Annotated in this window: 26 protein-coding genes; 16 read left to right on the forward strand and 10 right to left on the reverse strand. The window is 70.0% G+C overall.

Annotated features, from left to right (window positions below; translation table 11 throughout):
• Positions 1 to 18: 18 nt before the first annotated feature.
• From KIK06_RS17465 to KIK06_RS17480, 4 genes are all read right to left on the reverse strand, one after another.
• Positions 19 to 762 carry a DUF5941 domain-containing protein gene (locus KIK06_RS17465; RefSeq protein ID WP_017596948.1) on the reverse strand — a complete coding sequence of 248 codons (744 nt, stop codon included), beginning with the start codon at positions 760 to 762 and terminating at the stop codon, positions 19 to 21.
• A complete protein-coding gene (locus tag KIK06_RS17470; protein WP_268644121.1) occupies positions 759 to 1,598 on the reverse strand; it encodes a hypothetical protein in 840 nt (279 codons plus the stop codon). The genes KIK06_RS17465 and KIK06_RS17470 overlap by 4 nt, the downstream gene beginning before the upstream one ends.
• Positions 1,599 to 1,806: 208 nt before the next feature.
• Positions 1,807 to 2,682, reverse strand: coding sequence for an ABC transporter ATP-binding protein (locus KIK06_RS17475; RefSeq protein ID WP_017596950.1), 876 nt, complete (start codon positions 2,680 to 2,682; stop codon positions 1,807 to 1,809).
• Complete coding sequence (locus KIK06_RS17480) at positions 2,682 to 3,530, reverse strand: ABC transporter permease (protein ID WP_268646048.1); 849 nt, start codon at positions 3,528 to 3,530, stop codon at positions 2,682 to 2,684. The genes KIK06_RS17475 and KIK06_RS17480 overlap by 1 nt, the downstream gene beginning before the upstream one ends.
• 508 nt (positions 3,531 to 4,038) lie before the next feature.
• On the opposite strand from KIK06_RS17480, the gene KIK06_RS17485 reads away from it, so the two are divergent.
• Positions 4,039 to 4,800 (forward strand): IspD/TarI family cytidylyltransferase, encoded by a 762-nt coding sequence (locus tag KIK06_RS17485; protein ID WP_268644124.1) that lies wholly within the window; start codon positions 4,039 to 4,041, stop codon positions 4,798 to 4,800.
• Positions 4,797 to 5,564 carry a glycerophosphodiester phosphodiesterase gene (locus KIK06_RS17490; RefSeq protein WP_268644126.1) on the forward strand — a complete coding sequence of 256 codons (768 nt, stop codon included), beginning with the start codon at positions 4,797 to 4,799 and terminating at the stop codon, positions 5,562 to 5,564. The genes KIK06_RS17485 and KIK06_RS17490 overlap by 4 nt, the downstream gene beginning before the upstream one ends.
• Before the next feature lie 63 nt (positions 5,565 to 5,627).
• On the opposite strand, the gene KIK06_RS17495 is transcribed toward KIK06_RS17490, so the two are convergent.
• On the reverse strand, positions 5,628 to 6,632 hold the full coding sequence (locus tag KIK06_RS17495) for a glycosyltransferase family 2 protein (protein ID WP_268644128.1): 1,005 nt from the start codon (positions 6,630 to 6,632) through the stop codon (positions 5,628 to 5,630).
• A gap of 283 nt (positions 6,633 to 6,915) precedes the next feature.
• Here KIK06_RS17495 and KIK06_RS17500 point away from each other — a divergent pair, with 283 nt between their 5' ends.
• From KIK06_RS17500 to KIK06_RS17515, 4 genes are all read left to right on the forward strand, one after another.
• Complete coding sequence (locus tag KIK06_RS17500; RefSeq protein WP_268644130.1) at positions 6,916 to 8,418, forward strand: LCP family protein; 1,503 nt, start codon at positions 6,916 to 6,918, stop codon at positions 8,416 to 8,418.
• Between the two features lie 20 nt (positions 8,419 to 8,438).
• On the forward strand, positions 8,439 to 8,594 hold the full coding sequence (locus KIK06_RS17505; RefSeq protein WP_268644132.1) for a hypothetical protein: 156 nt from the start codon (positions 8,439 to 8,441) through the stop codon (positions 8,592 to 8,594).
• Positions 8,595 to 8,852: 258 nt separating this feature from the next.
• Positions 8,853 to 10,184, forward strand: a complete 1,332-nt coding sequence (locus tag KIK06_RS17510) for a UDP-glucose dehydrogenase family protein (protein WP_017596958.1) — start codon at positions 8,853 to 8,855, stop codon at positions 10,182 to 10,184.
• Between the two features lie 239 nt (positions 10,185 to 10,423).
• Complete coding sequence (locus KIK06_RS17515; protein ID WP_268644134.1) at positions 10,424 to 11,182, forward strand: TNT domain-containing protein; 759 nt, start codon at positions 10,424 to 10,426, stop codon at positions 11,180 to 11,182.
• A 28-nt stretch (positions 11,183 to 11,210) separates the two neighbouring features.
• Here the strand turns inward: KIK06_RS17515 and KIK06_RS17520 are convergent, their stop codons facing one another.
• Positions 11,211 to 12,773 carry an MFS transporter gene (locus KIK06_RS17520; protein ID WP_268644136.1) on the reverse strand — a complete coding sequence of 521 codons (1,563 nt, stop codon included), beginning with the start codon at positions 12,771 to 12,773 and terminating at the stop codon, positions 11,211 to 11,213.
• A gap of 129 nt (positions 12,774 to 12,902) precedes the next feature.
• On the opposite strand from KIK06_RS17520, the gene KIK06_RS17525 reads away from it, so the two are divergent.
• The gene (locus tag KIK06_RS17525; RefSeq protein ID WP_268644138.1) at positions 12,903 to 13,481 is read left to right on the forward strand and encodes a TetR/AcrR family transcriptional regulator; all 579 of its coding nucleotides are present in this window, start codon (positions 12,903 to 12,905) and stop codon (positions 13,479 to 13,481) included.
• Between the two features lie 306 nt (positions 13,482 to 13,787).
• On the opposite strand, the gene KIK06_RS17530 is transcribed toward KIK06_RS17525, so the two are convergent.
• From KIK06_RS17530 to KIK06_RS17540, 4 genes are all read right to left on the reverse strand, one after another.
• Positions 13,788 to 14,207, reverse strand: a complete 420-nt coding sequence (locus KIK06_RS17530) for a tyrosine-type recombinase/integrase (protein ID WP_327084649.1) — start codon at positions 14,205 to 14,207, stop codon at positions 13,788 to 13,790.
• A gap of 294 nt (positions 14,208 to 14,501) precedes the next feature.
• Entirely contained in the window at positions 14,502 to 14,843 is a 342-nt protein-coding gene (locus tag KIK06_RS29400) for a DUF4158 domain-containing protein (protein ID WP_442789778.1), read from the reverse strand.
• 140 nt (positions 14,844 to 14,983) lie between these two features.
• Positions 14,984 to 15,637, reverse strand: a complete 654-nt coding sequence (locus KIK06_RS17535) for a hypothetical protein (protein ID WP_268644142.1) — start codon at positions 15,635 to 15,637, stop codon at positions 14,984 to 14,986.
• Between the two features lie 30 nt (positions 15,638 to 15,667).
• On the reverse strand, positions 15,668 to 16,627 hold the full coding sequence (locus KIK06_RS17540) for a hypothetical protein (RefSeq protein WP_268644144.1): 960 nt from the start codon (positions 16,625 to 16,627) through the stop codon (positions 15,668 to 15,670).
• A 457-nt stretch (positions 16,628 to 17,084) separates the two neighbouring features.
• On the opposite strand from KIK06_RS17540, the gene KIK06_RS17545 reads away from it, so the two are divergent.
• From KIK06_RS17545 to KIK06_RS17585, 9 genes are read left to right on the forward strand one after another with little or no spacing between them, the layout of a single operon-like run.
• Positions 17,085 to 17,690 (forward strand): DUF6668 family protein, encoded by a 606-nt coding sequence (locus KIK06_RS17545; protein ID WP_268644146.1) that lies wholly within the window; start codon positions 17,085 to 17,087, stop codon positions 17,688 to 17,690.
• 13 nt (positions 17,691 to 17,703) lie between these two features.
• Complete coding sequence (locus KIK06_RS17550; protein WP_268644148.1) at positions 17,704 to 18,048, forward strand: hypothetical protein; 345 nt, start codon at positions 17,704 to 17,706, stop codon at positions 18,046 to 18,048.
• A gap of 21 nt (positions 18,049 to 18,069) precedes the next feature.
• On the forward strand, positions 18,070 to 18,825 hold the full coding sequence (locus KIK06_RS17555) for a hypothetical protein (RefSeq protein ID WP_268644150.1): 756 nt from the start codon (positions 18,070 to 18,072) through the stop codon (positions 18,823 to 18,825).
• 1 nt (position 18,826) lies between these two features.
• Positions 18,827 to 20,434, forward strand: coding sequence for a hypothetical protein (locus KIK06_RS17560; RefSeq protein WP_268644152.1), 1,608 nt, complete (start codon positions 18,827 to 18,829; stop codon positions 20,432 to 20,434).
• Positions 20,434 to 21,936, forward strand: a complete 1,503-nt coding sequence (locus KIK06_RS17565) for an SCO6880 family protein (RefSeq protein ID WP_268644154.1) — start codon at positions 20,434 to 20,436, stop codon at positions 21,934 to 21,936. The genes KIK06_RS17560 and KIK06_RS17565 overlap by 1 nt, the downstream gene beginning before the upstream one ends.
• Complete coding sequence (locus KIK06_RS17570; protein ID WP_268644157.1) at positions 21,936 to 23,465, forward strand: ATP/GTP-binding protein; 1,530 nt, start codon at positions 21,936 to 21,938, stop codon at positions 23,463 to 23,465. Before KIK06_RS17565 ends, KIK06_RS17570 begins: the two co-directional genes overlap by 1 nt.
• The gene (locus KIK06_RS17575) at positions 23,462 to 25,192 is read left to right on the forward strand and encodes a type IV secretory system conjugative DNA transfer family protein (RefSeq protein ID WP_268644159.1); all 1,731 of its coding nucleotides are present in this window, start codon (positions 23,462 to 23,464) and stop codon (positions 25,190 to 25,192) included. Before KIK06_RS17570 ends, KIK06_RS17575 begins: the two co-directional genes overlap by 4 nt.
• Entirely contained in the window at positions 25,189 to 25,689 is a 501-nt protein-coding gene (locus KIK06_RS17580) for a DUF4913 domain-containing protein (protein WP_268644161.1), read from the forward strand. The genes KIK06_RS17575 and KIK06_RS17580 overlap by 4 nt, the downstream gene beginning before the upstream one ends.
• Before the next feature lie 12 nt (positions 25,690 to 25,701).
• Positions 25,702 to 26,445, forward strand: a complete 744-nt coding sequence (locus tag KIK06_RS17585) for a hypothetical protein (RefSeq protein WP_268644163.1) — start codon at positions 25,702 to 25,704, stop codon at positions 26,443 to 26,445.
• Positions 26,446 to 26,512: the final 67 nt, after the last annotated feature.

The raw sequence follows: 26,512 nt of genomic DNA on the forward strand, positions 1-26,512 counted from the left end.
TTAGTTCGGGGAGACGCCTCACGCCTCCCCGTTCGTTCCGGCGGCCGGTCGGCCCCCGTCCTCGTGGCCGGGTGGGGTCGTCCGAGGACCTCCCCGGTCCGTGTCGCCTCCGCGGGGGAACGCGTCGGCGGTCGTGCAGACCTCGGTCACGGGTGTCGCGCACCAGGAGCGCACGGCTTCGCGGACGAGCAGCACCACCAGGTATCCGGCGAGTGCCCCGTAGGCGGGTCCGAGCACGTGGAACGCGCCGCCGACCGCGATGACGAGCATCCGCCCGTCCCATCCGAGCGCCGCCCCGCGCACCCATGCGGGCCGTGCGACGCCGACGGAGGGACGTGCGACGTCGTCACGGTGGTGGCAGACGACCACCATCAAGAGTACGAACACCAGGGGACCGGGTACACCGGACGCCAGCCCCAGAACCGTCAGGTACCCGTACTCGGTGACGCGGAGGACGGGCGGCACGAGCCAGTCGAAGCGCCCGTCGTGCGGGTGCCCCGAGGCCAGACCGGACAGTAGCAGGGCAGCGACCGGTGCGAACAGGGTAATGCCTGCCAGCTGTCCCCGAACCGCCACGAGCAGTGTCGCGACGACGAGCAGTCCGGTGAGCGCCGGGAGCAGGGGCGCGACGGCCCCCGGGGCGACCCGACCGAGCAGCGCGCAGACGTGACTGTCGTCACGTAGCGCCCTCAGGTCGGGGACGGCGGCGCGCAGACGCTCGCGCGGCGCTCCGTCGGTGGCGTCCGCGAGTCGTTCGGTCACTTGCCCGCCTCCCGGGCGGTGGGGTCGACGAGTTCCCCGGTCACGGCCAGGGCGCAGCCGACGATGAGGGTGAGGAAGGCGACCCGCGCGTCCCAGGCCGTGGCCGCGACCGCGATGACCAGGAAGCGCGTGGGCTGGGTGAAGACCATGACCCGGCGGATCGCGATCGGCAGGGGCGCCCCCGCGGTGCGCGGGGGCCGGGTGTCGTGGTGTTCGGGGCCGTCGGACCGCGTGCGGTGGTCCGGGTCCTCCGTGGCGGTCGCCCGGGCGGACGCGTCGCCGAGCAGGCGCCCGGTGAGGCGCGGGTCGTTCTCCCGGGGCTCCCGGCGCGGAGGCGGCACGAGGCCGGCCGTGAGCCCGCCGCGGCCGTCGGTTCCGCCGTTCGAACCCGGTGTGGAACCCTCGCCTTCGAGGGCGGCCTCCAGCCCGTGTCCGGGCGCGGCGGGCGCCGAACGGGCCACCAGGAACGCGTCCCGCAGCGCCAGGGCGATGAGCGCTCCGGCGGCCCACCCCCAGGCGCCCTGGACGCCCTCGGCGACCGCGCCGAGGGTGAGGCCGACGTAGACGACGTACTCGCGCAGCTGGCCGAGCATCGCGGCCACCCACATGGTGAGCGCGTCGCGGCGGTCGGCGCGGATGCGCGCACGGACGGCGTCGCAGAACAGCACGGCGCCGAGGAAGGCGGATCCGACGAGGCATCCCAGGGTGTCGGCCTGGGAGAACCAGACCGCCGCCGCGAGCGCCGCCAGGACGCTGATCCGTGTCACCCCGGACCGGGTGACGCTCCTGCGTTCCAACATCCGCGCGGTCGACCGCGCCACCGTGCCCTTGGCCATGGTCGTGCCTCCTCCAGCAGTACTGGGAGCCACCGTTTCTCACGGAGAGTAACCAATCAACCACTGACACGCACATAGCGCCTGTAAGACGTGGCGAGGCCCGAGCGGCCTCGTTTCGGGCATGCCCGGACAGACACGAGCGCACCACCGAAACAGGTCGGAGGTGCGCTCATCGCCGCGAAGACGGCCGTCGGGGGACGTCGGGCGGTCAGGCCGCCTGGCCGCCCGTGGGGCCTTCGCCGTCCTCGCGCCCGGCCTCGGCCGCGCGCTTCTTCTCCGCCTCGCGCTTCTTGCGCTCGGCGATCTCGACCTTGGTGTCCTCGTTGTAGGCGTCCAGGGCCGCCTCGATGTCGGTGTCCAGGGCGAGCCCGCCGCCCTTGATGTACAGGCCCCGGTTGCAGAACCTGCGCAGGTCCTTCTCACTGTGGGAGACCAGGACCATGGTGCGCTGGTTGGCCAGCATCCGGTCGATCGCCTCGTAGCACTTGCGTTTGAACGCCTTGTCGCCGACCGCGAGCACCTCGTCGACGAGCATGATCGGGTGCTCCAGCTGGGAGATCAGGGCGAAACCGAGCCGGACCTTCATCCCGCTGGAGTAGTGGCGCACCGGGGAGTCGATGAACTTCGGCTTGATCTCGGCGAAGTCGACGATCTCCTCGAAGCGCTCGTCGATCTCCTTCTCCGACATGCCGTGCAGCGAACCGACCAGATACACGTTCTCGCGACCGGTCAGGTTGTCGTTGAACCCGGCGCGCAGCTCCAGCAGCGGCGCGACCTTGCCGCGCACGTGGACCTCGCCCTCGTCGGGCATGAGCACCCCGGCGATGAGCTTGAGCAGGGTCGACTTGCCGGTGCCGTTCTTGCCGACGATGCCCACGCAGTCACCGCGGGCGACCTCGAAGGAGACGTCGCGCAGGGGCCAGAACTCGTCGCCCTCGGCGTTGGGGTCGCGCTTGGACCCGTGGATGAACATCTCACGCAGGCTGCGCTTGCGGCGCCGGTTCACGGCGAAGCTCACGCCGAGCCCCTTGGCCTCGATGACCGGTCCGCCGGTGCCCTCGGCGCCGTAGGTGGTCTGCGCCATCACAACTCCTTCAGGACGGACATCTCCAGGCGGCGGAACGTCCAGTATCCGATGATCAGCATCAGGACGGAACCCACCACCGAAGAGGTCAACGCCAGGGCGGTCGGCGTGAGTTCCTCGAACCCAGCGAACCACACCGTCCGGTGCATCTGGAAGATCCCCATCAGGGGGTTGAGCTGGAAGACCGTCGCCGCCCAACCCGGAACGTCCTCCGAGTCCAGCACCATGGCGGCGGGGAAGAGGATCGCCGACCCGTAGAAGAGCAGACGCGTGAGGATGCGCGTCAGGCGCTCCACGTCGCGCAGCAGGACGTTGACCGAGGACAGGAACAGGGTGACGCCGAGGCCGAACATGAACGTCAGCACGACCGCCAGCGGCAGCCACAGGAGCAGGCCCTCGACCGAGGGGCGCCCGCCGAGCGCGAACACGAAGACCAGCAGGACGGGCCAGGTCAGCAGGTACTCGACGAACTTGGTTCCCACCGTCGCCAGGGGGAAGATCTCCCGCGGCACCTTCATCGTGGTGATCAGCTTGGAGTGCGTGATCATCGCCCGGGGGGCCTCGCCGAGGATCTGACCGAACGTCGTCCACGGCAGGATGCCCGCGACCAGGAACAGCAGGAAACCGCCGTAGGCCCCGGCGTCGTCCGGCATTCCCCGGTTCGCCTCGAGGATGACGCCGAAGACGAAGAAGTAGACCAAGGTCATGGCCATGGGTTCCAGCATCGTCCAGGCGTACCCGAGTACGGACTGCTGGTACTTGACCTTCAGGTCGCGCCGGACCAGGAGGCCGACGACCTTCCGGTGCTCCCAGACGGCCAGCGTCCTTGACGCCACCGCCACCTCCAAGGGTTGATTCACGTCCGGGTGCCGAAGGTCTCCGGACGGGCGTGTAGGTACTCACCTGCGCGCACCGGGCCGACATTCGCGGTCCCGCCCTCACCGGCCCACGGCACGGTGGGGGCGTGTCCGAGCGAGTGGGGGATGTCGCGGACCGCGCCCGGCCTCGCGACCGTGTCAGAGATGAGGAGGTCCGGGCCGGGCACGCCATACAGGCGTCCATAGGGTACCGCCGGGAACGACGGGTCGGACCACCGGCCGGGTGCGCATCGCAGGTGTCCGGTAGGGCATGCTCGGTGGATGCTACCCGTCGCGAGCGGCGTATCCAGTGCGGCTCTCGCAAGGCCGAAGAGGGAGTAAGGGTGGGGGTCCTTTCGACTGATGAGAACGCCGCGAGAGTTGTGCTGGGGCGTCGCGCAGCAGGGTGTGTATCCGCTGAGCATGCCCTAAGGTCGGCGACTGGATTCCCCGTACGCGCTCCCCTAGCGCGCGCACGCGTCCCGAGAAAGGCGAAGAGATGTCCGCAGCTCCGCGCGTGATCGCCGCGGTCCTGGCCGGAGGGGTGGGCTCGCGCATGGGCGCGGCCACGCCCAAACAGCTGCTCCCGCTGGCGGGACGGCCCATCATCGAGCACTCGGTCGCCGCCTTCGAGGCCTGTCCCGAGGTGGACGAGATCGTCGTCCTGATGGTCGCCGAGCACGTGGGCCGGGTGGAGGACATCGTCGCCGGCGCCGGGTTCACCAAGGTCAGCCGGGTACTGCCGGGCGGCGCCACCCGGACCGAGACCTCCTACGCCGCTCTGACGGCGATGGCGTCGGCCGCCGACACCGACCTGGCCCTGCTGCACGACGCGGCGCGGCCGCTGCTGCGCCCGGCCACGGTCACCGCGTGCGTGTCGGCACTGGGTGAGGCGGGCGCGGTCGGAGTGGCCGTGCCCAGCACGGACACGACCGTGCGGGTGGCCCCCGGCCGGACCGGCGGGGAGGCGATCGTGTCCGTCCCCCCGCGCGCCGAGCTGCGGCGGATGCAGACCCCGCAGGGGTTCCGGCTGGGTGTGCTCCGCCGCGCCTACGAGCTGGCGATGGCCGATCCCGGGTTGGTCGCCACCGACGACTGCGGGGTGGTGCTGCGGTATCTGCCCGAGGAGGAGGTCCGGATCGTGCCGGGTGACGAGGGCAACATCAAGGTGACCAACCCGGGCGACGTCGAGATCGCCGAGACCCTGCTGCGTCGGACCGGCGCCCGGGCCGGGAGCGCCGGCGAGGAGGCGGCGCGATGAGCGGGCTGTTCACGCCGACCGAGGTGATCGGCCACCGGGGCGCCGGGCGCGGCGTGGTCGACGGGGCCGCCGAGAACTCTCCGGCCTCCTACGCGGCGGCGGCCGGGGCCGGGGCCGACTGGGTGGAGATCGACGTGCGGCGCACGGCCGACGACGCCCTCGTCCTGTACCACGACGCGTCCCTGGCCGACGGGCGGGCGATCGTGGACCTGACCGCCGAGGAGTGCGCGCGGGCGGGGCTGGCCGGTCTCGAGGAGGGGCTGGCGGCGATCCCGTCCGGGGTGGGTGTGGACGTGGACGTCAAGTCGGTGATGGAGGACGCGGTCGACGCGCCGTCGCGCCGCACGGTGGCGCTCCTGCTCCCCCACCTGCGTCGGGAGGCCCGACGGCGCCGCGTGTTCGTGTGCTCCTTCGACCCCGGCGTCCTGCTCGCCGTGCGTGAGGGCGCTCCGGAGGTGCCGACGGCGTGGATGCCCTATGTGCGCAACCCGCTGGACCAGGCGGTGGCGGGAGCCGCGGGGATGGGCTGCCCGATCGTGGCGATCGACGCGCGCTCGCTCGGCCGGACCGGGGACGCGCCGCGGCCCGGCCGTCGTTCGGTGGCCCACACCGTCGACCTGGCGCACCGCGCCGGGCTGGAGGTGGTCTCGTGGTGCCCGGACCCGGTGGACGCGGCCCTGTTCGCCGAGGCGGGGATGGACGCCGTCGTGGTGGACGACGTGCCCGGAACGGTGTCGGCGCTCAAGGCGGCCGCGCAGGACTGACCGGGCGGGACGGGGTGAGCGCGCCCCGCATCGGAACGCCCGTGCCCCCGCCCGGCCCGGGGCTCAGGAGCTCGTCGCGCGCGACGCCCGCGCGGTGCGCGAGTCGGCGCCGAGCCCGGGCGGGCTGGTGATGAACCCGACCCCCCAGGACATGTGCATCGTCGCGAGGGCCAGCGGGATCATCGGCACGCTGGCGGCGGGCAGCCCCTTGGCGAGCGGCACCGACGCCGCCGTGACCAGGGCCAGGTAGGCGGCGGGCACGAGGAACAGCGGCCACCAGAACACGCCGCCGACCAGCCCGGCGACGATCCCGGCCACCGCGACGGGCGGGGCGAGGTAGCGCAGGTTGATCGTGCCCTTGTGCTGGCGGGCGACCACGCGCCGCCAGCGCCCGTAGTGGAAGTACTGCTTGGCCAACAGGCGCACGTTGCGCCTGGGGCGGTAGGAGACCCGCATGCGCGGCTGGAACCACACCGTTCCGCCGCTGACGCGGATGCGGTGGTTCATCTCCCAGTCCTGGGCGCGCAGGAACGCCTCGTCGTAGCCGCCGACCCGGTCGAGCGCCGACCGCTGGAAGACGCCCAGGTAGACGGTGTCCGCCGGACCGCCCTCGCCCCCGGTGTGGAAGCGCGCGTTGCCCACACCCACCTTGGAGGTCATCGCCGCCGCGACGGCCCTCTCCCACGGCGTGGTCCCCTCCGCGGCCATGATTCCGCCGACGTTGTCCGCCCCCGTCTCCCGCAACGTCTCCACGGCCACCCGCAGGTAGTCCGACGGCATCATCGCGTGCCCGTCGATACGGGCCACGATGTCGTGGCTGGAGGCGCCGATGGCGGCGTTGAGCCCGGCCGGGGTCCTCCCGGTGGGGTTGTCCACCACCTTGACCCGGGGGTCGGCGGCGGCGATCCCGTCGGCGACCTCGCGGGTGCGGTCGGCGGAGGGACCCACGCCCAGCACGACCTCGAGTTCTCCCGGGTACTCCTGGGCGAGGACGTGCTCCACCGCGGCGGCGAGGTGGCGCTCTTCGTTGAGGACGGGCATGACGACGGAGACTGGCGGCCAGGACACGGGCACTTCCCAAGGTCAAGACGTGTCGGGACTGGGGGTACGCGCGTCAACGGTACTGCACGCCCGGGGTCCGCTCCGCCGACCGCTTCCGGGGCCCGCAGGACCGGCCGCCGCGCCCGGAGGTTTCGGCCCGTTCATTCCGCCGTGAACGGTTCCCGCCCCGGCCGCGTCACACCCAAACGGGAGAACAACACGCCGGGGGTTGACATCCCGCGCCCTTCGGCGGATCGGGTGACAACCTAAGGATGATGGACACCGCTGCACGGGTGGGACGGGGACACCGATGAGCGACGACAACGCCGGTCGGCAGGGACCGCCGAAGGAGTTCCGGCGCAAGCGTTCCCAACCGCTCCCGCCCGACCAGCGCCGTTCGCCCCGGTCCGGCCGGGTGACGGTGCCCCCGGCCGCCGTGCGCCGCCGCCGGACCGGTCTGATGGTCATGGGGGCGCTGTCGACGCTGGTCCTGTTGGCCTCCGGCACGTCGTGGGCGATCACGGGGTGGATGTCCGGGGCGCTCAACCGCTTCGACGTGTTCGGAGCGCTCTCCGAGGACGGCCGTCCCCAAAGCGGCTCCGGCGGGCTCACCTTCCTGGTGATCGGTTCCGACGCGCGCGGGGAGATGAGCCGGGAGAACCAGGACGCGCTGAGCGTGGGCTCCGCGCCGGGCCGCCGGTCCGACGTCATCATGCTGGTGCGCGTCAACGACGACCGCGACCGCGTCAGCGTGGTCGGCATCCCCCGCGACTCGTGGGTCGACATCCCCGGCGAGGGCGAGGACAAGATCAACGCCGCCTACGCCTACGGGGGGCCGACGATGACCGTCCGGACCGTGGAGGCCCTGACGGACGTGCGCGTCGACCACTACGTCGAGGTGGACTTCGAGGGCTTCGTGGACGTGGTGGACGCCCTCGGCGGCATCGAGGTGTGCCTGCCCGAGGCGATCGACGACCCCAAGGCCCACCTGGACATGGCGGCGGGCACGCACGAGGTCGACGGCGCCGAGGCGCTGGCCTTCGCCCGTACCCGCGCCACCGCGCGCGGCGACCTGGACCGGATCGACCGCCAACAGCAGGTGCTGTCCGCCATGCTCGACCGGGCGATGAGCACCGAGACCCTCACCGACCCCGCGCGTCTGGCCGCGTTCCTGGAGAGCGCGCTGTCGTCGGTCACCGTCGACGAGGGGCTGGACGGGAGCTCGCTCAACGAGCTGGCGTACCAGTTGCGCGACCTGGACCTGGAGGAGGTCACGTTCACCCAGGTGCCCATCGCCGACATGAACCACTGGACTCCGCGCGGGGACGTCGCACTGCTGTGGGACGAGCCCGCGGCGCGCGACCTGTTCGCCGACGTCCGTGCCGACCGTCCCATCCGCGAGGGGGAACCGTCCGCGGACGCCTCCCCCGAACCGCCGGACCCGTCCGACATCCGGATCAGCGTGTTCAACGGGACCGCCACCCCGGGCCTGGGCGCGCGGACGGACCGCAACCTCGGCCAGGTCGGGTTCGACGTCATCACCCCGGCGGCCAACTGGGACCGCCGCGACCTGGCCACCACGCAGATCCGCCACGCCCCCGGGGACGAGGCCGAGGCGGAGTTCGTCTCCGGGGTCTTCCCCGGTTCGGAACTGGTGGAGGACCGTGCCCTGGAGGACGAGGTCCAGGTCGTCCTCGGCTTCAACTACACGACGTTCAACGCCCCCGAGCTCCCGGAGCCCACGCCGGAGGAGACTTCGGCGGAGGACGGTCCGCTGGCCACGACGACCGCCCGGGAGAACATCTGCGGGTGAGCCCCGAAGGAAGGTGACCCGTGCTCCGTCGTGTCCGCCGCGACGGCGTCGACGGCGTTCGCTGGGAGGGCGACGGCGCGGAGCCCGGCCGGGAGGGGCCCGCGGGGCACCCGAGGCCCGCTGTGACCGACACCATCGGGGCGGAGCTGCGGGCCCTCGACGACGACGGCCGCTGACGCCTTCCTCGTCCGGCCCGGCGGACCACCGAACCCGACCCGGTGCATATCGCCCGCTTCGCACCGGTAACCTGTGCGCCTGACTGTTCACGCCCTGTTGGGGCACACGCCACACCCCGGCGCGTAGGGTGATGCGACCCCAATGCAGCACCCGTCGGTCCCAATGTCCGTTTTCTGCCCCCACCCGGGGTGCTGACCACATCAAACGGGCACAACCAGCACACGAGCGCGAACGGCAAGCACGGAAGGACTCCACCAGTGGTCGAAGCGGAACGAATGCGCGTCTCGGTCATCGGCACCGGCTACCTCGGCGCCACGACGGCGGCCTGCCTCTCGGAGATGGGCTTCGAGGTTCTCGGACTCGACGTCGACGAGGCCAAGATCGACCTGCTCCGCTCCGGTCGCGTCCCCTTCTACGAGCCCGGACTCGACGAGCTGCTCACCGCGAACCTGCGGACCGGTCGACTGTCCTTCACGACCTCCTACGCCGAGGCCGCCGAGTTCGCCGACCTCCACCTCATCTGCGTGGGCACGCCCCAGCGCGACGACTCGGGGGCGGCCGACCTCACCTACGTCCACTCCGCGATCGACCGGCTCGCCCCCCACCTGACCCGCCCCACGGTGGTCGTCGGCCGCTCCACCGTTCCCGTCGGCACCGCCGCGACCCTCACCGCCCGCCTGCGCGAGCTCGCCCCGGTCGGCGAGGAGGCCGAGCTCGGCTGGAGCCCGGAGTTCCTGCGGGAGGGCTTCGGCGTGGAGGACACGCTGCGGCCCAACCGGATCGTGATCGGCACCGACTCCCCGCGCGTGGAGAAGGCCGTCCGCGAACTGTGGCGGCAACAGGTCGACGACGGCGTCCCCTTCCTGGTGACCGACCTCCAGACCGCCGAGCTGGTCAAGGTGTCGGCCAACGCCTTCCTGGCCACGAAGATCTCCTTCATCAACGCCATGGCCGAGGTGTCCGAGGCGGCCGGCGCCGACGTCATCCAGCTGGCCGAGGCGCTCTCCCACGACGACCGCATCGGCGGCAAGTTCCTCGGCCCGGGCCTCGGCTTCGGCGGTGGCTGCCTGCCCAAGGACATCCGCGCGTTCATGGCGCGCGCCGACGAGCTCGGCGTGGAGCCCGCCCTGTCCTTCCTGCGCGAGGTGGACGCGATCAACCAGCGCCGCCGGGCACGGACGATCGACATCGCGCGGCAGCTCATCGGCGACGGTTTCGCCGGGCGTACGGTGACGGTCCTGGGCGCCGCGTTCAAACCCAACTCCGACGACATCCGCGACTCGCCCGCCCTGGACGTGGCCTCGACCATCGCCTCGCTGGGCGCACAGGTGACGGTGTACGACCCCGCCGCGCTGGACCGGGCCCGCGAGGCCCACCCGGAGCTGCGGTACGCCCCCTCGATGCTGGAGGCGGCGCGCGGCGCCGACGTGGTCCTGCTGCTCACGGAGTGGGCGGAGTTCCGCGAGGCCAACCCGGACGAGCTGGCCGAGGTGGTGGCCGCCAAGCGGATCGTGGACGGCCGCAACGCGCTCGACCCGACCTACTGGCGCGCCTCGGGATGGACCTACCGGGCCCTCGGGCGCCAGTAGCCCACCCGCCCCCGTCACCCCGGTCGACGCCTGACAGCACCCCCTTCCCCCTCCCCGCCTTTTCCGGACACCCCTTCATCGAGGCGCCGCGACCGGCCGGTCCCATCGGATCAGCCGGTCGTTCTCCTCCCTTTCCGTGCGTTCCTCCTCCCGCCGGGATCCCCCGTGGTTCACTACTTTCCGTAGTGTTTCCGTGACGCCCGGCGCTGTCTGGGCGTCCGAGCATCGAACGGAGCCCGATGGTGAAGATCGCACCGGTGGTCGGCACGGCCGTCGCCCTCCTCCTGGTCGGGGCGCCCGCCGCCCACGGGGAGACCGCTCCGGAGCGGCCCGTGCCGGCGGCCGCACGGGAGTGTCCGCCGCTCGACCCGCCGCCCGCTCCCGGGGACCTGGAGACGTACGTGTGCGGCGACCGCCGCCTGGGGCCGGCGGAGCTGCCCGAGGAGGGGCCGGTCGCCGTCCTGGTCAAGGGGTACGAACCGCTCGGCGGCCTGTCCCCCGTCGAGTTCCTGGACCGGTGGTGGGTGGAGGACCAGGTGGACCCGGAGACCGGCGAGACCTGGAGCGGCTGGGACTACCCCGAGCACAACGGCTTCGTGGTGGTGGACGGCGAACCGGTCAACGAGCTCCGGACACTCGAACCCGGGGCGATGCTCGACCGCTTCGGCTCCCCGTGGGGCACGTTCATGGCCCCGGCGGGTGACCCGTACCAGGCGCGTGCCCTGCCGCCGGACTCCCTCAACACCTGGCCGGACGGCCCCGAGCACAACTACAACTGCTACGCGGTCACGACCGGGATCACCGCCCTGGTGGGACCGATCGCCCCGCACTTCGAGCAGCCCGGTGGCGGTGAACAGCTGCTCGTGCCCGCCGAGGAGATCCCGGAGAGGGGCGGCGACGGGTTCGTTGCGGTGAACGAACTGCTGGAGTGGGACTACCTGGAGCGGCGCCCGGCCGAGGAGTGCGTGCCGAACGACCGGTACTACCTGGCGGGCTGACCCCGTACGGGCGGGGTGCGCCGGGGCCTCAGACCCCGCGCGCCTCCCGCCCGCCCGCCTCGGCCGCGACGGCCGGGGACCGCGCCTCCTCGCCGATCCCGGCGGGCAGCCGCCACAGGGCGACCAGCGCCAGCAGCGCGACCCCGGCCAGGGCCAATGCCCCGGTCATGGCGCTCGCCGAGAGCCCGCTCGTGTAGGCCGCGAAGGCGGTGTCCAGCAGCTCCCCCGCCTCGGGAGCCGCCAGTTCGCCGGCCGCGGCCACGGCTCCGGTGACGGTCTCCGTCGCGGCGGATCCGGCCTCCGGCGACTCCTGTTCCATCGTCGCGCGGTAGATCGCCGTGGACACCGTGCCGAGGGTCGCGATGCCCAGCGCGGCGCCGAGTTCGTGGCTGGTCTCGGAGATGCCCGCCGCCGACCCCGCGCGCTCCGGCGGCGCGGTGGCCAGGACCAGCGTGTTGGCGATGGTCGACACGACCCCGACGCCGAGCGTGACCACCGTGTATCCGCCGACGAACACCGGCAGGCCGGTGTCGGGACCGACCGACCCGACGATCGCGAACCCGGCCGCCGACGTCAGCAGGCCCGCCGAGACCAAGGGCGCCGGGCGGACCCGTCCGGCCAGCGCGCCCGCCCCGGCCGCGCCCAGGAAGGTACCGACGAAGGTCGGCAGCGCCCACAGAGCGGCGGCCAGCGGGCTGAGGCCGTGCACGGTCTGGAGGAAGGTGAAGGTGAGCAGCCCCAGTCCGGCGGCGGCGAAGGAGACCACGGCGCCCCCGCTGACGGCGGCGGCGAAGGCGGGCCTGGCCAGCAGGGAGAGGTCGATCAACGGGTGCTTCGCGCTCCGCTGGCGCCACGCGAACAGCGCGAGGAACGCCGCTCCCGCCCCGAGGGAGGCCAGGGCCGGGGCGTCGGCGCCGTGCTCGGCGAACCGCTTGAGCGCGTAGACGAGGCCGAGGACCGCGACGAGCGAGGCGCCCGCGCCGAACAGGTCGAAGGAGGCCGAACCGGGGTCGCGGGATTCGGGGACGGTCCACGGAGCCGCCGCGAGCAGGAGGAGCATGAAGGGCAGGTTGACGAGGAAGACCGAACCCCAGGGGAGGAACTCCATGAGGACGCCGCCGAGGATCGGCCCGGCGACGGCCCCTCCGGTGAACGCGACCGTCCACAGCCCGACCGCGAGTCGGCGCCGCGCCCCGTCGGTGAACAGCGCGCGGATGAGGGAGAGCGTGGAGGGGGCGAGGGTCGCGGCGGCCGCCCCCAGCAGGACCCGACCCGCGATGAACAGTGCGGGTGAGGAGGCCAGCGCCACCAGTGCGGAGGCCGCCCCGAACAGCGCCGCACCGCTGAGCAGCAGGCGGCGACGGCCGATCCGGTCGCCGAGGGAGCCCATGGTGACGAGCAGCCCGGCCATGACGAAGCCGTAGACGTCCATCATCCACAGCCACTGGGATCCGGTGGGGTCGAGGTCCTCGGCGATGGCCGGGGCGGCGACGAAGAGCACCGAGATGTCCATGGACACCAGCAGCGCGGGTATCAGCAACAGGATCAGCCCCACCCAGGTGCGGGCGGCGGGTCGGTCGTGGGTGCGCATGGCGATGATCGTACGTACGTCAAAATAGTCCGTCAATACGTACGTCCGTTCACATCGGTGGAAACCCGATCCTCCCCACCGGCCGGAGTCCAGCGATACGTACGTACGTCCTCCTGCTACCCTCCCCGCATGAGCCAACGCGAGGACCTGCTGGAAGGCGCGAAGAAGTGCCTGGTCGAGAAGGGCTACAGCCGCACGACGGCACGCGACATCGCCGCCGCGTCAGGGGCCCATCTGGCCTCCATCGGCTACCACTTCGGCTCCAAGGACAACCTCATGAACACCGCCGTGCTGGAGGCGGCCAGCGAGTGGGGCGACACCTTCGAGGCCGCCGTGCGCACGGCTGAGGCGAGGAATCCGCACGACCGGGCGCGGGCGCTCTTCGAGGCGCTGTTCGGCACCATCCCCGACCGCAGGCCGATGCTGCTGGCGAGCGTGCAGGCGGTCGCCCAGGCCCAGTTCGACCCCGACATCCGCGAGCGGCTCGACGCGGGGTACGCCCAGGCGCGCCTGTCCATGGCGGCCATCGTCCTCGGGGTCCCGGAGGAGGAGGTGGACGAGCACGCCGCCGCCTCCCTCGGCTCGGTCGTGTACAGCCTGGTCAGCGGGTACGTGCTCCAGGCCGTGATCGACCCCGGCTCCCTGCCCACCGTCGACCAGGCCCTGGCCGGTCTGCGGACCCTCGCACCGGAACCCGGTGGGAACTGACCTTCGCACCGGCCTCGCGGACGGGGAGCGAACCACGCCCGCGAGGAGGACACGGGGATCCGCCCCGCCCGCGGCTCCGGCGAAGCGGGTGCCCGGCATCCGGAGAACCCGCCTCGCCGGACCGGGCTCAGGCGGTCACCTGGGTGATGCGGATACGGTTGCCGAACGGGTCGCGAAGGCCGCAGTCGATGCCGTACGGGCGCTCGGTGGGCTCCTCGGTGAACTCGACGCCGCGCTCCAGCAGCGTCTCGTGGGTCTTGGGGTGCCGTTAACGAACATGACACCAGCCGCAAACGTGACCGAACCTCACTGGTCGACGGTGAGCGCGTTCAGGGCGGCGGCCTTGTCGGCGTCGGTGGGCAGGGCGTAGCGGCGAGTGGTGTTGATGTCAGCGTGGCCCATCAGCTCGGCGACGGTCACCAGGTCGACCGGCTCCTTGGCCAGGTCGCCGCGCCCCCGGACCAGGTCGGTGCCGAAGGTGTAGCGCAGCACGTGCGGCCCGAACGGCTCCCCGTTGTCTGAAGGGCCGATCCCCGCCGTCGCGCCCAGCTCGCACACCGCGGTGTTCGCCGCCCGGGTCGACAGAGCCCCGCCGTCGCGGTTGCGCACCAGTGGCCCCGAGGCCGGTCCGCCGAGTTCGCCCAGGAGGCGTTCCAGGGAGGTACGAACTTCGGCGTGCAGCGGGACGGTGCGGTCCTTGCCACCGAACTTCCCCTTGCCGCGCACCCGCACGGTGCCGGGGGTCGAGGAGGATTACTACAGGATTTGGCGGTAGCGACGATCCGAAGCTGACAGCATGGGTTCACTGAATGTGAAGGAGGGCCCGTGCCGAGCCCGAAGTTCCGAAGGCTGGAGATCACCCGCCGCTACACCCTGCCCACCCAGGCCGACCTCGAAGCCGCGGTCAGCAACCTTCCTGCGGACGAGTAACCCTGTGGGCCCTTAGCGCGGGTTTTCGTTCCGATGTTCCTCGACCCCCTGATCCGTGACCTCGGACCGCCCCCAGAAGCTACTCACCGGTTACTTGTCCTGTTGCCGGGCATTCGGGAGAACTGGGCCTCGTAGGCGGTTTTCTCCCGGGATCGGTCCTCGGGCAGGCGCCCTGGGTCGATGCCGAGCTGGTCGGCGACGAAGGCCACCGCCCGCTCGGGAACGCTGGTGGGATGGTCCGGGCTGGAACACCCCGAGCATGCGGACCGTGCCCCACTGCACGGCCCATCCCAGCCGGGTGGCGGGAGTGCGTTTGCTTGAGGCCAAGGCCAGCGCATCGGGGGTGAGGCGGAAGCACTGTTCCAGGTCGCCCACCGACAGCTTCTCGGGGAAGCGGCCGTAGCGGGCGATCTGCTCATTGGAGAGGGCCACCGGCCCTCACCCCGCGAAGCAGGCACTCGGCCCCCGGCTTGGTCTTTGAGGGTCCCGCCGGATTTGGCTCCGAAACGATTCAGTAGCCCGACCCCACCGGCACCCCTCCAACAGACGGCCTGCTCTCTTTCCGGTGCGTTTCACCGGGCCCCGTTCGCTCCCGGGGCGCTGGCGGGTGCCTGCTCGTGCGGAGAAGTATCCCGCGGGGCGCTCGATGGTTCGGCGCCTGTGCCCGGCGGGAACTGCGGCGGGTTCATCAGCGTGCCCCTGTGCAGGTAGCCGCGTGCCTGGTTGTGCTCGTTGATCGCCTCCTCCCACCACTGAGCGGACTGCCAGAGCGCCCTGAGCTGTGCAGTCTCACTCCTGGCCTGCGCGGTAGGGGGCGGCCCTACTGGTGCGGGCGAGGGCGCCTGAACCGGCGGAGTAGGCGCAGTTGGCGCGGGAGCCGGGTGGCTGGGGGCGTCGGAGGTAGGGGTGCGCGAGGGCGCCTTCGGTCCCGTGCGGGCTTTGACGGGGGGCACGGAGGAGTCCTGCTCGACCGTGCCGTCGGGGTGGATGATCAGTGGCCAGACGCCGTCAGGATCGGTGGTGGTGGCCTTGACCGGGCGGCCGATCTTGTCCGCGGTGGCGGAGATCGTCGCGACGATGCGGGTGCGGACGTCGTTGATACCCTCGCCGGTGATCGGATGGGAGATGCCGTTGATGCTCACCTCCCCCGTCGCATCGTCGGCGATCTGCGCCGTGATTTTGGGGAATGCTGGAATCCTCTTGTGGTCGATTGACGGACTATTCATGGATTGGCCTGGCTCCCGCTGGTTCCGGGGTTATGGGTGGTGGGATACGTGGATGTGGTCATAGTGATCGGTCGTCAGATCTCCTGTGGCGTATAGCGGATTCCAGCGCTTTACTGTTTCCCAACTGCCCACGGGATCACCATATCCTGGGTTCCAGATATGGCCCTCGTAGATGATGTACTTGATTTTGAGAACTTCATGATGCTGGATCAGCCAATTGATGACCTCGATGGCTTGCTGATGCATTTCAGGGGTTGGGATCTTCCCTTGGGCTGCGGTGGCGACCATGTAGTCGCAGGCGAGTCCCTTGGGGTGGTCCATTGGTGGGATCTCCCACGGCCGCGGGTGATAGCACCCGACGCCACCGGGCCAGTTGATGCCGAACTCGGTCTGGATCGCCGCGTACCCTCGACATGTGGATGTCTCGAGTCTGGCGTGGGCCACGGGTGCGCACTGGTCGCTGATCTGCGGGGCCCCTCCCCCGCTGATGGCAGCGCAGGACTGGGAGGCGGCGTAATTGTCGGGCACTCCGGGCAGGTCGATCCCGGCCAAGGCGTTGAAGACCTCCTCAGCCTCATCCCAGTACGACTCGTAGTGGTAGGGGTCAGCATTGACCTGCACCGCGTGCGCGATGAGACTCATTTGGCGGGCGACGACGTCTTCGTCCCCGATGGCCTCCTCCTCGTCGACCTCCATGAGCGCGAGAAAGAAGTTCGTCGCGCTGATGGTGGGGTCCATCCGGTCCTCAAGCGACCCCCAGGCTCCGTTGTCTCGCTGCTGAAACAAGCCGCGAGAGTCGGGCCCGGCAGCATCACCCGTGTCTAGAACTCGTAGCGCGGACTCTCCCATGGCCGTCATCACGCCGATCTTCTGATCACGCGCGTCCAGATTCAGGGCCGCCCCTGCGTTGATGATGTACGCGGCGTTGAGGAGCTGCTCGTCGTAGTAGCCTGCGACGTTGCCCTCGGGCAGAGAGTCGGTGTCGATCATGACTCCTGGCCCCCCCGCCCCCGGAACACAGCCGTCACCTGGGCTGACCATCAGCACCAGCATCATCAAGCACCCGGCGAACACCGCGAGGGGCGCGCAGCCGGTGGCCAGGAGTCCAACCCCCAGACCCTTGGAATCGGACATGCGAGTACAGTCCTCCAGGTCATTTGTCACGAAGTGCGGTGTTCACCCTGATTGGGCGCGCTCAGTCTAGAGAGCCTGCGCCCGGTGCATCGCGGAACCAGGTGCCACCTGCGTGGTGAAACATGCGCTGATGTCGGTATTCTTCGCATGTTCTGTGCCACCAGTGACAAAACAGGTCGCACAGCGGCCGGTGCGGCTGGTGGGGTGGTTGGTCACATCCCAATGACACCCTTCGGGTGCCGCATGTCCTGGTGCCGCTCTCGTGCTGTGGAGGGACACAGCACAACGATGTTGAAAGGAGGGTGGTTGCGTCATGGTGGAGAACAACCCGTGGTTGACCTCGGCAAATGCTGATAACGACGGTGTTGAAGCTGAACCGGTGGAAGTCGTTTCAGGGCCTGCGCACCCCAGTGGCCCCACTGCCCCACAGGCTGGGATCACTGCTTCCGGGGCTCTCCTTCCTCGGCGTCCGGTGACGGTTCCGGCGCGGCTGTGGTGGGTCGGCGTGCACGGAGGAGCGGGCGAACGCACCCTGGCCGCGCTGCTGGAGGGCAGCCGTGCGGCCGTTCATGCGTGGCCGGAAGTGGCCATTTCGGTCACCTTCCGTCCGCAGGCGGTGTTGGTCGCACGCACGCACGCACGTGGTCTCCTGGCGGCACAGGCAGCCGCCACGGAGTGGGCCTCCGGCTACAGCGGCGTGGACCTACTGGGCTTGGTCCTCATTGCTGACGCGCCTGGGCGGCTTCCCCGCCCGCTCAGGGACTTGGCCAAACTCGTCTCTGGTGGTGTTCCTCGTGTGTGGAACGTGCCCTGGATCGAGGCCTGGCGTCTGGGAGAGTCCCCGACCTTGGACGCCGCGCCCAAACCCGTACGTGCGATGATCTCCGACCTCGCTGATCTCGCGCCAATAGTGGAGTAGAAAGAAACCCCTGATGATTGCCGAAATGCTCCCCCAGGCTGCCCAAGTGGCCGCCGACTCCTTTTATCTTGCTGATGCACAGCCGTCCGCTCCCGGCGTCGTGCCCGACCCTGGGACCGGGTCCGCTCCTCCCGGATTCGAGGGATTCATCACCCTGCTGGAGTGGACCAAATGGATCAGCCTGGGCATCTGCGTGGTGGGCCTCATGATCGCGGGCGCCACCATGGCCATCAACTCCCGCCGCGGTGAAGGCGGAGAGCACCTTGGCAAGCTCGGCATGGTGCTCGGCGGCGTGGTCGTGATTTCCGCAGCCGCGTCGATCATCAGCTTCCTCGTGACCGGTGGAGAACCCGCTTAACAAAGGAAGAGGCGCAAGATCATGGCTTATGATGAGCGCAAAAGCGACCATCCCTTTGCGTCAAAGACCTTTATCGCTTCGGCCGGAGTCGTGGGTCTGATTGCTGTCTTGGGGATCGGCGTGACCGGAATCATCCTGTGGCCGGATAGCGAAGAGGAAGCAGCACCCTCGGCGACGGCTTCCCCTACCTCCGACCCTGTCCCGGAAACCCAGACCGCGCCAGCTGAAGGTGCAAGCATGTGCGGCCTGCCCGGCAGCGATGAGACCGAAATCCAGGAAGCCCCCACCGACGTCGAGTGGGAGTTCGTCGGCAGTACGCAGGCGCCCTCTCATCCGGACGCGGGCCCTGGGCTCATCGCTGACAACGGGTTCCGCCAGTGCTACGCCCACTCCCCCGCCGGGGCTCTGGTGGCCGCCGCCAACGTTTTGGCGATGGGGACCGACCCCGACCTCGTCCAGGACCTGAACGAGGAACTGGTCGCTGAAGGGCCTGGGCGCGAGGCGGCACTGGAGTCTCTCGAAGAGAACGGGCCCTTCGATGACACCGGGCTGCGCATGTCCATCGCCGGATTCCAGGTCGTGGGATACGGGCCCGTCTCAGCTCGTGTCGACCTGGCAGTGGAAGCCAGCAACGGAGTATTCGCGTCCGTGACGACTGACCTGAAATGGGAGGAGGGAGACTGGAAGGTCGAACTCCGCCCAGACGGTCAGCCCATCATCCCTGTGGCCCAGATCCAGGACGCCTCCGGACACATCCCTTGGTTCGCGGAGGGCTGAGATGTTGCCGACCGATGCGGCTGAGGAAGGCTGCGAGTGGTATCAGCCGATCTGCAACATGGGGGCGTTCGGCGAAACCGTCGTCGGCAACGCCGTGGAGAACCTCGCCTCAGCCGTCATGGAAGGTGTGGGAACCACGGTCGGGATCATGGCCACCCAGTGGGTCTTCGTAGGCACCTTCGATCTGACCAGCGGTGGCCGCGTTGACGGAGCGGTGGCCGAAGGCGAGATCGTCGATATCCGGGAACCGCCTCCTGCCGCTCGTCCCTCTGGCCTCGAAGAACTCCTGGGGTACGCCGCCTGGATCTCACTGGGTATCTGCGTCCTGGCGCTGATCTTCCTTGGCGCGATGATGGCACTGAACCAGCGCCGGGGTGAGGGGGCGGGCCACGTCAGCAAGATTGGCCTCGTCCTGTTCGCGACGGTGCTGATCTCGGCCGCCTCGGGCATCGTCACAGGAGTGTTGCCCTCGACCGGACCTGAGAACGCTTCTCGCCCGGTGGAGTTCCTGCAAAGCTCCCTGTGGTGGTACATGGGCGCGGCCGCGGTGCTGTCGGTCATCATCGGGGCGGTGCGCATGGTGTGGGAACAGCGCGCCGAACCCGGCAAGGAACTACTCAAGTCGCTGATGACACTGGTGGTCGTGACCGGAACCGGGGTCGCCGGGATCGGCGCGGCGATGGGTGCTGCTGACGGGTTCGCCCGGTGGATCATCCTGGAGTCGACGGATGCCGACTTCGGCGAAGCGATTACCAGCATGCTGGTCGTTGATGCCGCCACGACCGGCGGCATCGGCGCGTTCCTGGCGATCTTCGTCGGTATCTTCATCATTTTCTTCTCGATGTTGCAGATGATCCTCATGATCGTCCGGGTGGGGATGGTCGTGATCCTCGCGGGTGTCTTCCCGCTGGCCGCGTCCTTCACCAACACCGAGATGGGCAAGCAGTGGTTCAAGAAGTGCATCGGCTGGCTCATCGCGTGGATTCTCTACAAACCGGCCGCGGCCATCATCTACGCCGCCGCGTTTCAGCTCGTGGGAGGTAACGACCTCTTCTACAGCGAGGATGAGACCGGTCTGATGGGCGTCCTGGTCGGCGTGACGATGATGCTCATCAGCCTGATCGCGATGCCCGCCCTGATGAAGTTCGTGGCCCCGATGGCCTCTCTCGGTGCGGGCGGTGTCGGAGGCGCTATGGCCGGAGCCGCGAGCCTGGTCGGCGGCAAGATGGCCGACGGGGCGATGAAGCTTGGTCAGGACCAGGCCAACACCGGAACCAGCGGTGGCGGTGAGGCACCCACAGGTGGTCCACCGGGCGCAGACGACGCCGCAGGGGAAGGGTCAGGAGCCGAACCGGCCCCTGCTGACACCACGACCGAACCGGCCCCCGCGGACCCAGGCCAGGGCAACGGAACCGAGAGTCCCGCTAACGATGGCCCAGACGCAACCGGTCCCGAGGGCGCTGGAGGCACCGAAGCCATGGGAGCCGACGCCTCGACGGCGGCGACGGGTGGTGTCCCGGTCACGGAGCTTGCCGATCGAGCACAGGCACCGGCCGAGGGTGCGAAGAGCGACATGGCGGGGGCAGTGAACGACGGGACGGACTCCTGATGGCAACTGAGACACACACGCCGCGCACGTACGGCAACTGGCGCAAACCCACCTCCCCCGGGCTGATGGGGCTCGGGTCGCTGGGCACCATGCTCCTGCTCGGCGGGCTGATCTTCATGGTGTTCGTCGTCATGGCCGCGGGCCTGGCGGCCGGGATCGTGGTCGGTGCCTCCTTGGGGGGCATGCTGCTGGTGCTGCTGGTCAAGGACAAGCACGACCGCAACCTGCTCTCCCGCATGGCTGACCGGGTGGGCTGGTGGAACACTCGCTCGGCCGGATCGCACCTGTACCGGTCCGGGCCGCTGGGGCGCACCGCCTGGGGCACCTTCCAACTGCCCGGACTGGCCGCACCCTCACGGTTGAGCGAGCACACCGACTCCTACGGGCGCCGCTTCGCCCTGATCTACGTGCCCTTCACCGGCCACTACACGGTCGTGCTGGGCACCGAACCCGACGGGGCGGCGCTGGTGGACTCCGAACAGATCGACATCTGGGTCGCCGGATGGGGGCGCTGGCTGGCCAACCTCGGCGACGAACCGGGGATCGAGGCCGCCTCGGTCACCATTGAGACCGCCCCCGACACTGGTACCCGGTTGCGCCGGGAGGTCACTACCCACATCGACCCGGACGCACCCGAGTTCGCCAAGGCCATGCTCAACGAAGCGGTCAACCGGTACCCGGCCGGGTCCTCCACGGTCAAGGCCTACGTCGCCGTCACCTTCTCCGCCTCCGCCCGCTCCGGGGGCAAGCGCCGCAAACCCGAAGAGATGGGGCGCGAGCTTGCCGCCCGGCTGCCCGGCCTGACCCAAGGGCTCGGCTCCACCGGCGCAGGAGCTGCCCACCCCCTCACGGCCCAGGAGCTGTGCGAGGTCGTTCGTATCGCCTACGACCCGGCATCGGCCGTGTTGATCGAGGAAGCCCACGCCGCCGGACAGGTGCCGGAACTGACCTGGCCGGACGTGGGCCCCACCGCGCACGAAGCGTCCTGGGGCTCCTACGTCCACGACGGGGCGCTGTCGGTGTCGTGGTCGATGACCGCCGCCCCGCGCGGCAACGTCCAGTCCGGCATCCTCTCTCGCCTGCTGGCGCCGCACCGCGACATCGCACGCAAGCGCATCGCACTGCTCTACCGCCCCTTGGATGCCGCACGCGCCGCGGGCCTGGTGGAGGCCGACCTGCGAGCGGCGGAGTTTCGCCAGACCTCGAGCAGCAAACCGTCGGCCCGCGATGCGTTGGCCACCCGCCAGGCTCGCGCGACCGCCGCAGAGGAGGCTGCCGGGGCGGGCCTGGTCAACTTCGGCATGGTGGTCACCGCCACCGTGCTGGACTCCGACAAGAAGCCGGACGCCGTCGCGGCGATCGACAACCTCTCAGCGACCGCCCGACTGCGGCTGCGTCTCGTCCATGGCGCCCAGGACAGCGCGTTCGCCGCGGCGCTCCCGCTTGGCCTGGTGCTGCCCAAGCACCTGAAGGTGCCCGTCGAACTCAGAGAGCAGCTGTGATGGCCAAGAACGACAAGAAGAAAGCAGCGAAGAAGGAGAAGCAGCCCAAGGGCCCGTCGGTGCGCCGTCCAGGCCCGCGCGGCTGGGCAGGCCGCGGCGGCGGCATGGCGACCATGGTGCAGATGGCCGAGGAGTGGCGCGGCACCACCGTGCAGGTGTGCGGTTTGTGGCCGTTCGCCGTCGGTACCGGTACCCCGATGATCGGGGTACCGATCGGCCGCAACCTCCAGTCCGGCGCCACCCTGTGCTGTGACCCCATCTCCTGGTTCCAGCGCGCCAAGCTGATCTCGAACCCGTCAGCGTTCGTGCTCGGCAAACCCGGCCTGGGCAAGTCCACGATCGTGCGACGGATGGCCACCGGACTGGCCGGGTACGGGGTGCAACCCCTGGTCCTTGGGGACTTGAAACCCGACTACGTCGACCTCATCGAAGCACTCGGCGGACAGGTCATCTCCTTGGGCCGCGGCCGCGGTCACCTGAACATCCTCGATCCCGGAGACGCCAGCGCGGCCGCCCAACGCCTCACTGGCAAGGCCCGTAGCCAGGTCATCGCCGACGCCCACGGGCGCCGCCACACTATGGTCTCGGCCCTGCTGACCATCATGCGCGCCGCCCCACCCACCGACCGGGAGGAAACCATCCTGGACCGGGCGCTGAAGGTCCTGGACGACCGCCACGACGGCGTCCCCATCCTGGCCGACCTGCTCAAGGTCATTCAGGACGCCCCGGACGAGGTACGCCACGTCGCCCTCGACCGCGGCTCCCTCGACCGCTACCGCGAGATCACCGAAGGTCTCGAAGCCTCCCTGATCGGCCTGGTCGGCGGCGGCCGGTTGGGCGAGACCTTCGCCCAGCACACCACCACCCCCATGCACCGCGACCGCCCTGTGGTGTTCGACGTGTCCGCGATCGACGATTCGGAGACCGACCTCCAGGCCGCCGTGCTGCTGGCGTGCTGGTCGGCGGGGTTCGGCACCATCAACGTCGCCAACGCCCTGGCCGACGCCGGGCTGGAGCCCAGAAGGCACTACTTCGTCATCCTGGACGAGCTGTGGCGGGCCCTGCGCGCGGGGAAGGGCATGGTCGACCGGGTCGACGCCCTGACCCGCCTCAACCGGCAGCGGGGTGTGGGGATGGCGATGATCTCCCACACCATGAGCGACCTGATGTCTCTGACGGCCGAAGAGGACAGGATGAAGGCCAAGGGGTTCGTCGAGCGCTCCGGCATGGTGATCTGCGGCGGCCTGCCCTCAGCGGAGATGCCGATGCTCAACACCGCCATCCCCTTCTCCCGCGCCGAACAGCGCATGCTCATCGGTTGGCAGGACCCGCCCGCCTGGGACTCGGCCACCGGCGCGGAAGCCGCCCCGCCCGGGCGCGGCAAGTTCCTCGTCAAGGTCGGCGGGCGCCCCGGTATCCCGGTCCAGGTCCAACTCACCTCCGTGGAGAAGAGCATCAACGACACCAACAAGCTCTGGCACGAGACGTCCCGCGTCTCCCAGCGCGTCGATCAGGAGACGGTCGCGTGAGCAACCAGTCCAACCGGCGCAAACGCGGCCCGAGCGCGACCAGCCCCGAAAACATCATGCTCTGGTGCGGACTGATCCTGTTGGCCTTGCTGGTGGCGGGCACCTGGGTTCCCCTGCACGTGAGCAACCTGATCACCGGTGGCTCCCAGGATCTGCCGCTGGACCCCTTCGGTCTGTTGCTCGGTCTGTTCTTCGGCTCCCTCTTTTGGACCGGCGCCGCCACCGGCGTCCTGATCGGCCTCCTCGTCCTGGCCGCGGGGATCGCGACCCTGATCGTGTGGTTCGTGCGCCGCCGCGGTCACAAGCGCACCCGCGTCGACGCCTCGGCCGCCTACATGGGGCGCGGCCAGGACCTGGCCGCGCTCACCGAAGCGGGCGCCTCGGCCACCGCCGAGCGCCTGGGTGTGAAGGACTCCCCCGGCGTTCCGATCGGCCGCACCGTGGCCGGAAAGCAGATGCTGTACGGGTCCTGGGAGGACATGCACGTCGACATCTGGGGGCCGCGCACCGGAAAGACCACCTCCCGGGGCGTGCCCGCCATCATGTCCGCGCCCGGCGCGGTCCTGGTCACCTCCAACAAACGCGACATCCTCGACGCCACCCGCGGCCCCCGCGCCGGCAAGGGCCTGGTGTGGCCCTTCGACCCCCAGCAGATCGCGCTGGAAGAGCCCTCCTGGTGGTGGAACCCGTTGAGCTATGTGACCGACGAGGTCAAGGCCGCCCAGCTGGCCGGGCACTTCGCTGCCGGGTCACGCGAAGCCGGTGCCCGCTCAGACGCCTACTTCGACGGCGAGGGGCGCAACCTGCTTGCCAATCTGCTGCTTGCGGCCGCGCTGGACTCCCGGCCCATCACCGGTGTCTACACCTGGCTGACCCGCCCCACTGATGACACCGCCGTGCACATCCTCACCGAGCACGGCTTCCCCCTTCAGGCCGACGGGTTGTCGGGCATCATCGAGGCCCCCGACAAACAGCGTGCGGGCGTGTTTGGCACCGCCATGCAGATGGCCTCCTGCATGACCAACCGGCGTATCGCCCCCTGGATCACCCGCACCGGGCCCGACGACACACGCCCGCACTTCGACCCCCACGAGTTCGTCCGTGAGGGCACGGGCACCCTCTACAGCCTGTCCAAGGAAGGAGCCGGAACCGCCGGGCCGCTGGTGACCGCGCTGACCGTCGCCGTGGTGGAGGCCGCCGAAGAACTCGCGGCCACCATGCCCGGCGGGCGCCTGTCCAACCCCATGCTGGGCGTCCTCGACGAGGTCGCCAACGTGTGCAAGTGGTCTGAACTGCCCGCCATGTACTCCCACTACGGGTCGCGCGGCATCGTCCTCATGGCGATCCTCCAGTCCTGGTCTCAGGGCGTGGAGGTGTGGGGTCAGGAGGGCATGCGCAAGCTCTGGTCGGCCTCCAACATCAAGGTCTACGGCGGCGGCGTGTCCGAGACCCAGTTCTTGCAGGAGCTGTCCCAGCTCATCGGTGACTACGACCGCGAAGCGGTCTCGGCCAGCGTTAGCCGGGACGGGCGTTCCACCAGCCACCAGCTCACCAGTCAGGCCGCGATGGACGTCGCCGACCTGGGCGCGATCCCCCGTGGCCGGGCGGTGGTCATCGCTTCCGGAGCGCCACCGACCCTGATTGAGACCGTGCCCTGGATGCAGGGCACGCACGCCGACGCCATCAAGAAGTCCATCGCTGACCACGAACCCGGGGGAATCCGGTGACGATCGACACCGACGACCAGAGCTATCAGGACGCGCTGGCCGACATGATGGCCTTCGTCGAAGGCACGCCCGCCGACAGCGACCCAGCACCGTCACCACCGGCCGCACCCGACCCGGGCGGGTGGGAGGACGACGACGAAGCCGACGCTGAGCTGTACTACGGGTCGGTGGACGAGTTCGTCCGCGAGGTCATCCTCCCCATGTACCGGCGCAAGGTCGGCGCTCGCGGCTCCCGCCGCTGGTCGGCCGAATGGTGGCGCTCGGCAGAAGCGGTCTCCCGTCTGGAAGCCCTGTGGCGGTCTTGGGAGAACCTGCGTCTGGACGGCGCCACCGGCATGAGCACCTGGTGGCGCGACCACGCCGACTACCAGATGAACATCCTCTTCGACCCGGACGGCCCGTTCGGGCGTAGCGAAGACGAGAACAAGCCCGGCGCCCCCCTGCCGTATACCCCGCCGCCGCCGGGGCTGTTCACCGACGCCCGCAATGACCGCTGACTTGGAGGCCAGGTGAACGAGTCCGACGGCATCGACGAGGCGCTCGGCCGGAGCCTGCGCGGGATGATGCAGCTGGCCGAACAGAACGGGCGCCAGTGGTCCGAGGTCCTCCGGCGGATGCGCGAGATCGCCCGCCTCCGCCAGGAGGAGGCCGCGCGCCGGGCTGAAGCCCGAGCCCGTTACCAGGCCGCATGGGAGAAGGCTCAGGAGAAGCTCGCCGTGGTCGACGACCCCGAGTGGTGGGACCAGGCCACCCCGGAGCAGATCGCGGAGGTCTATGAGGTCGCGGTCAGCTGGCGTGAGCACGAGGTGGAAGCCGCCCGCGTCGACGACGTGATCTACGACGAGGTCCTGGAACGCTACGACCACGACCTGCGCACCCCCTCTGCCGAGCAGGTCCGCGAGGACCTGGAGAAGATTGAGGCGCAGCGCAAGGAACAGGAGCAGGAGTCCGACGCCGAGCGCGGTGAGGAAGGCTCGCTCGTACCGGAGCCCGAGGCCAAGGAAGAAGCTAAGGCAGAGGCGGCCGAGACCAACCCGCCCACCTGGGACTCCGAGGAACGTCGCACGCTGGTCGAACAACAGATGCGCGATGAGGGCGTCGCCCCCGAGCTTGTCGAGACCCGCATGCGAGTGGACAGGATGAATGCCACGCACCCGCGCGATGCCATCCAGGGCAAGCATGCGGCCACCCGGCTGCGCGGCCCCCGCGGCCGCTCCCGAACCCGACAGGCCGAAAGCGCCATGGGTCGCTGAACCCCACACAGCAGGGTGGGCCACCCCGGAGAACGGGGTGGCCCACCCTGCTGTTTCACGGGATGCC

This window comes from Nocardiopsis sp. EMB25 (genome assembly GCF_026797795.1).
GTDB classification, from domain to species: Bacteria; Actinomycetota; Actinomycetes; order Streptosporangiales; family Streptosporangiaceae; genus Nocardiopsis; species Nocardiopsis lucentensis.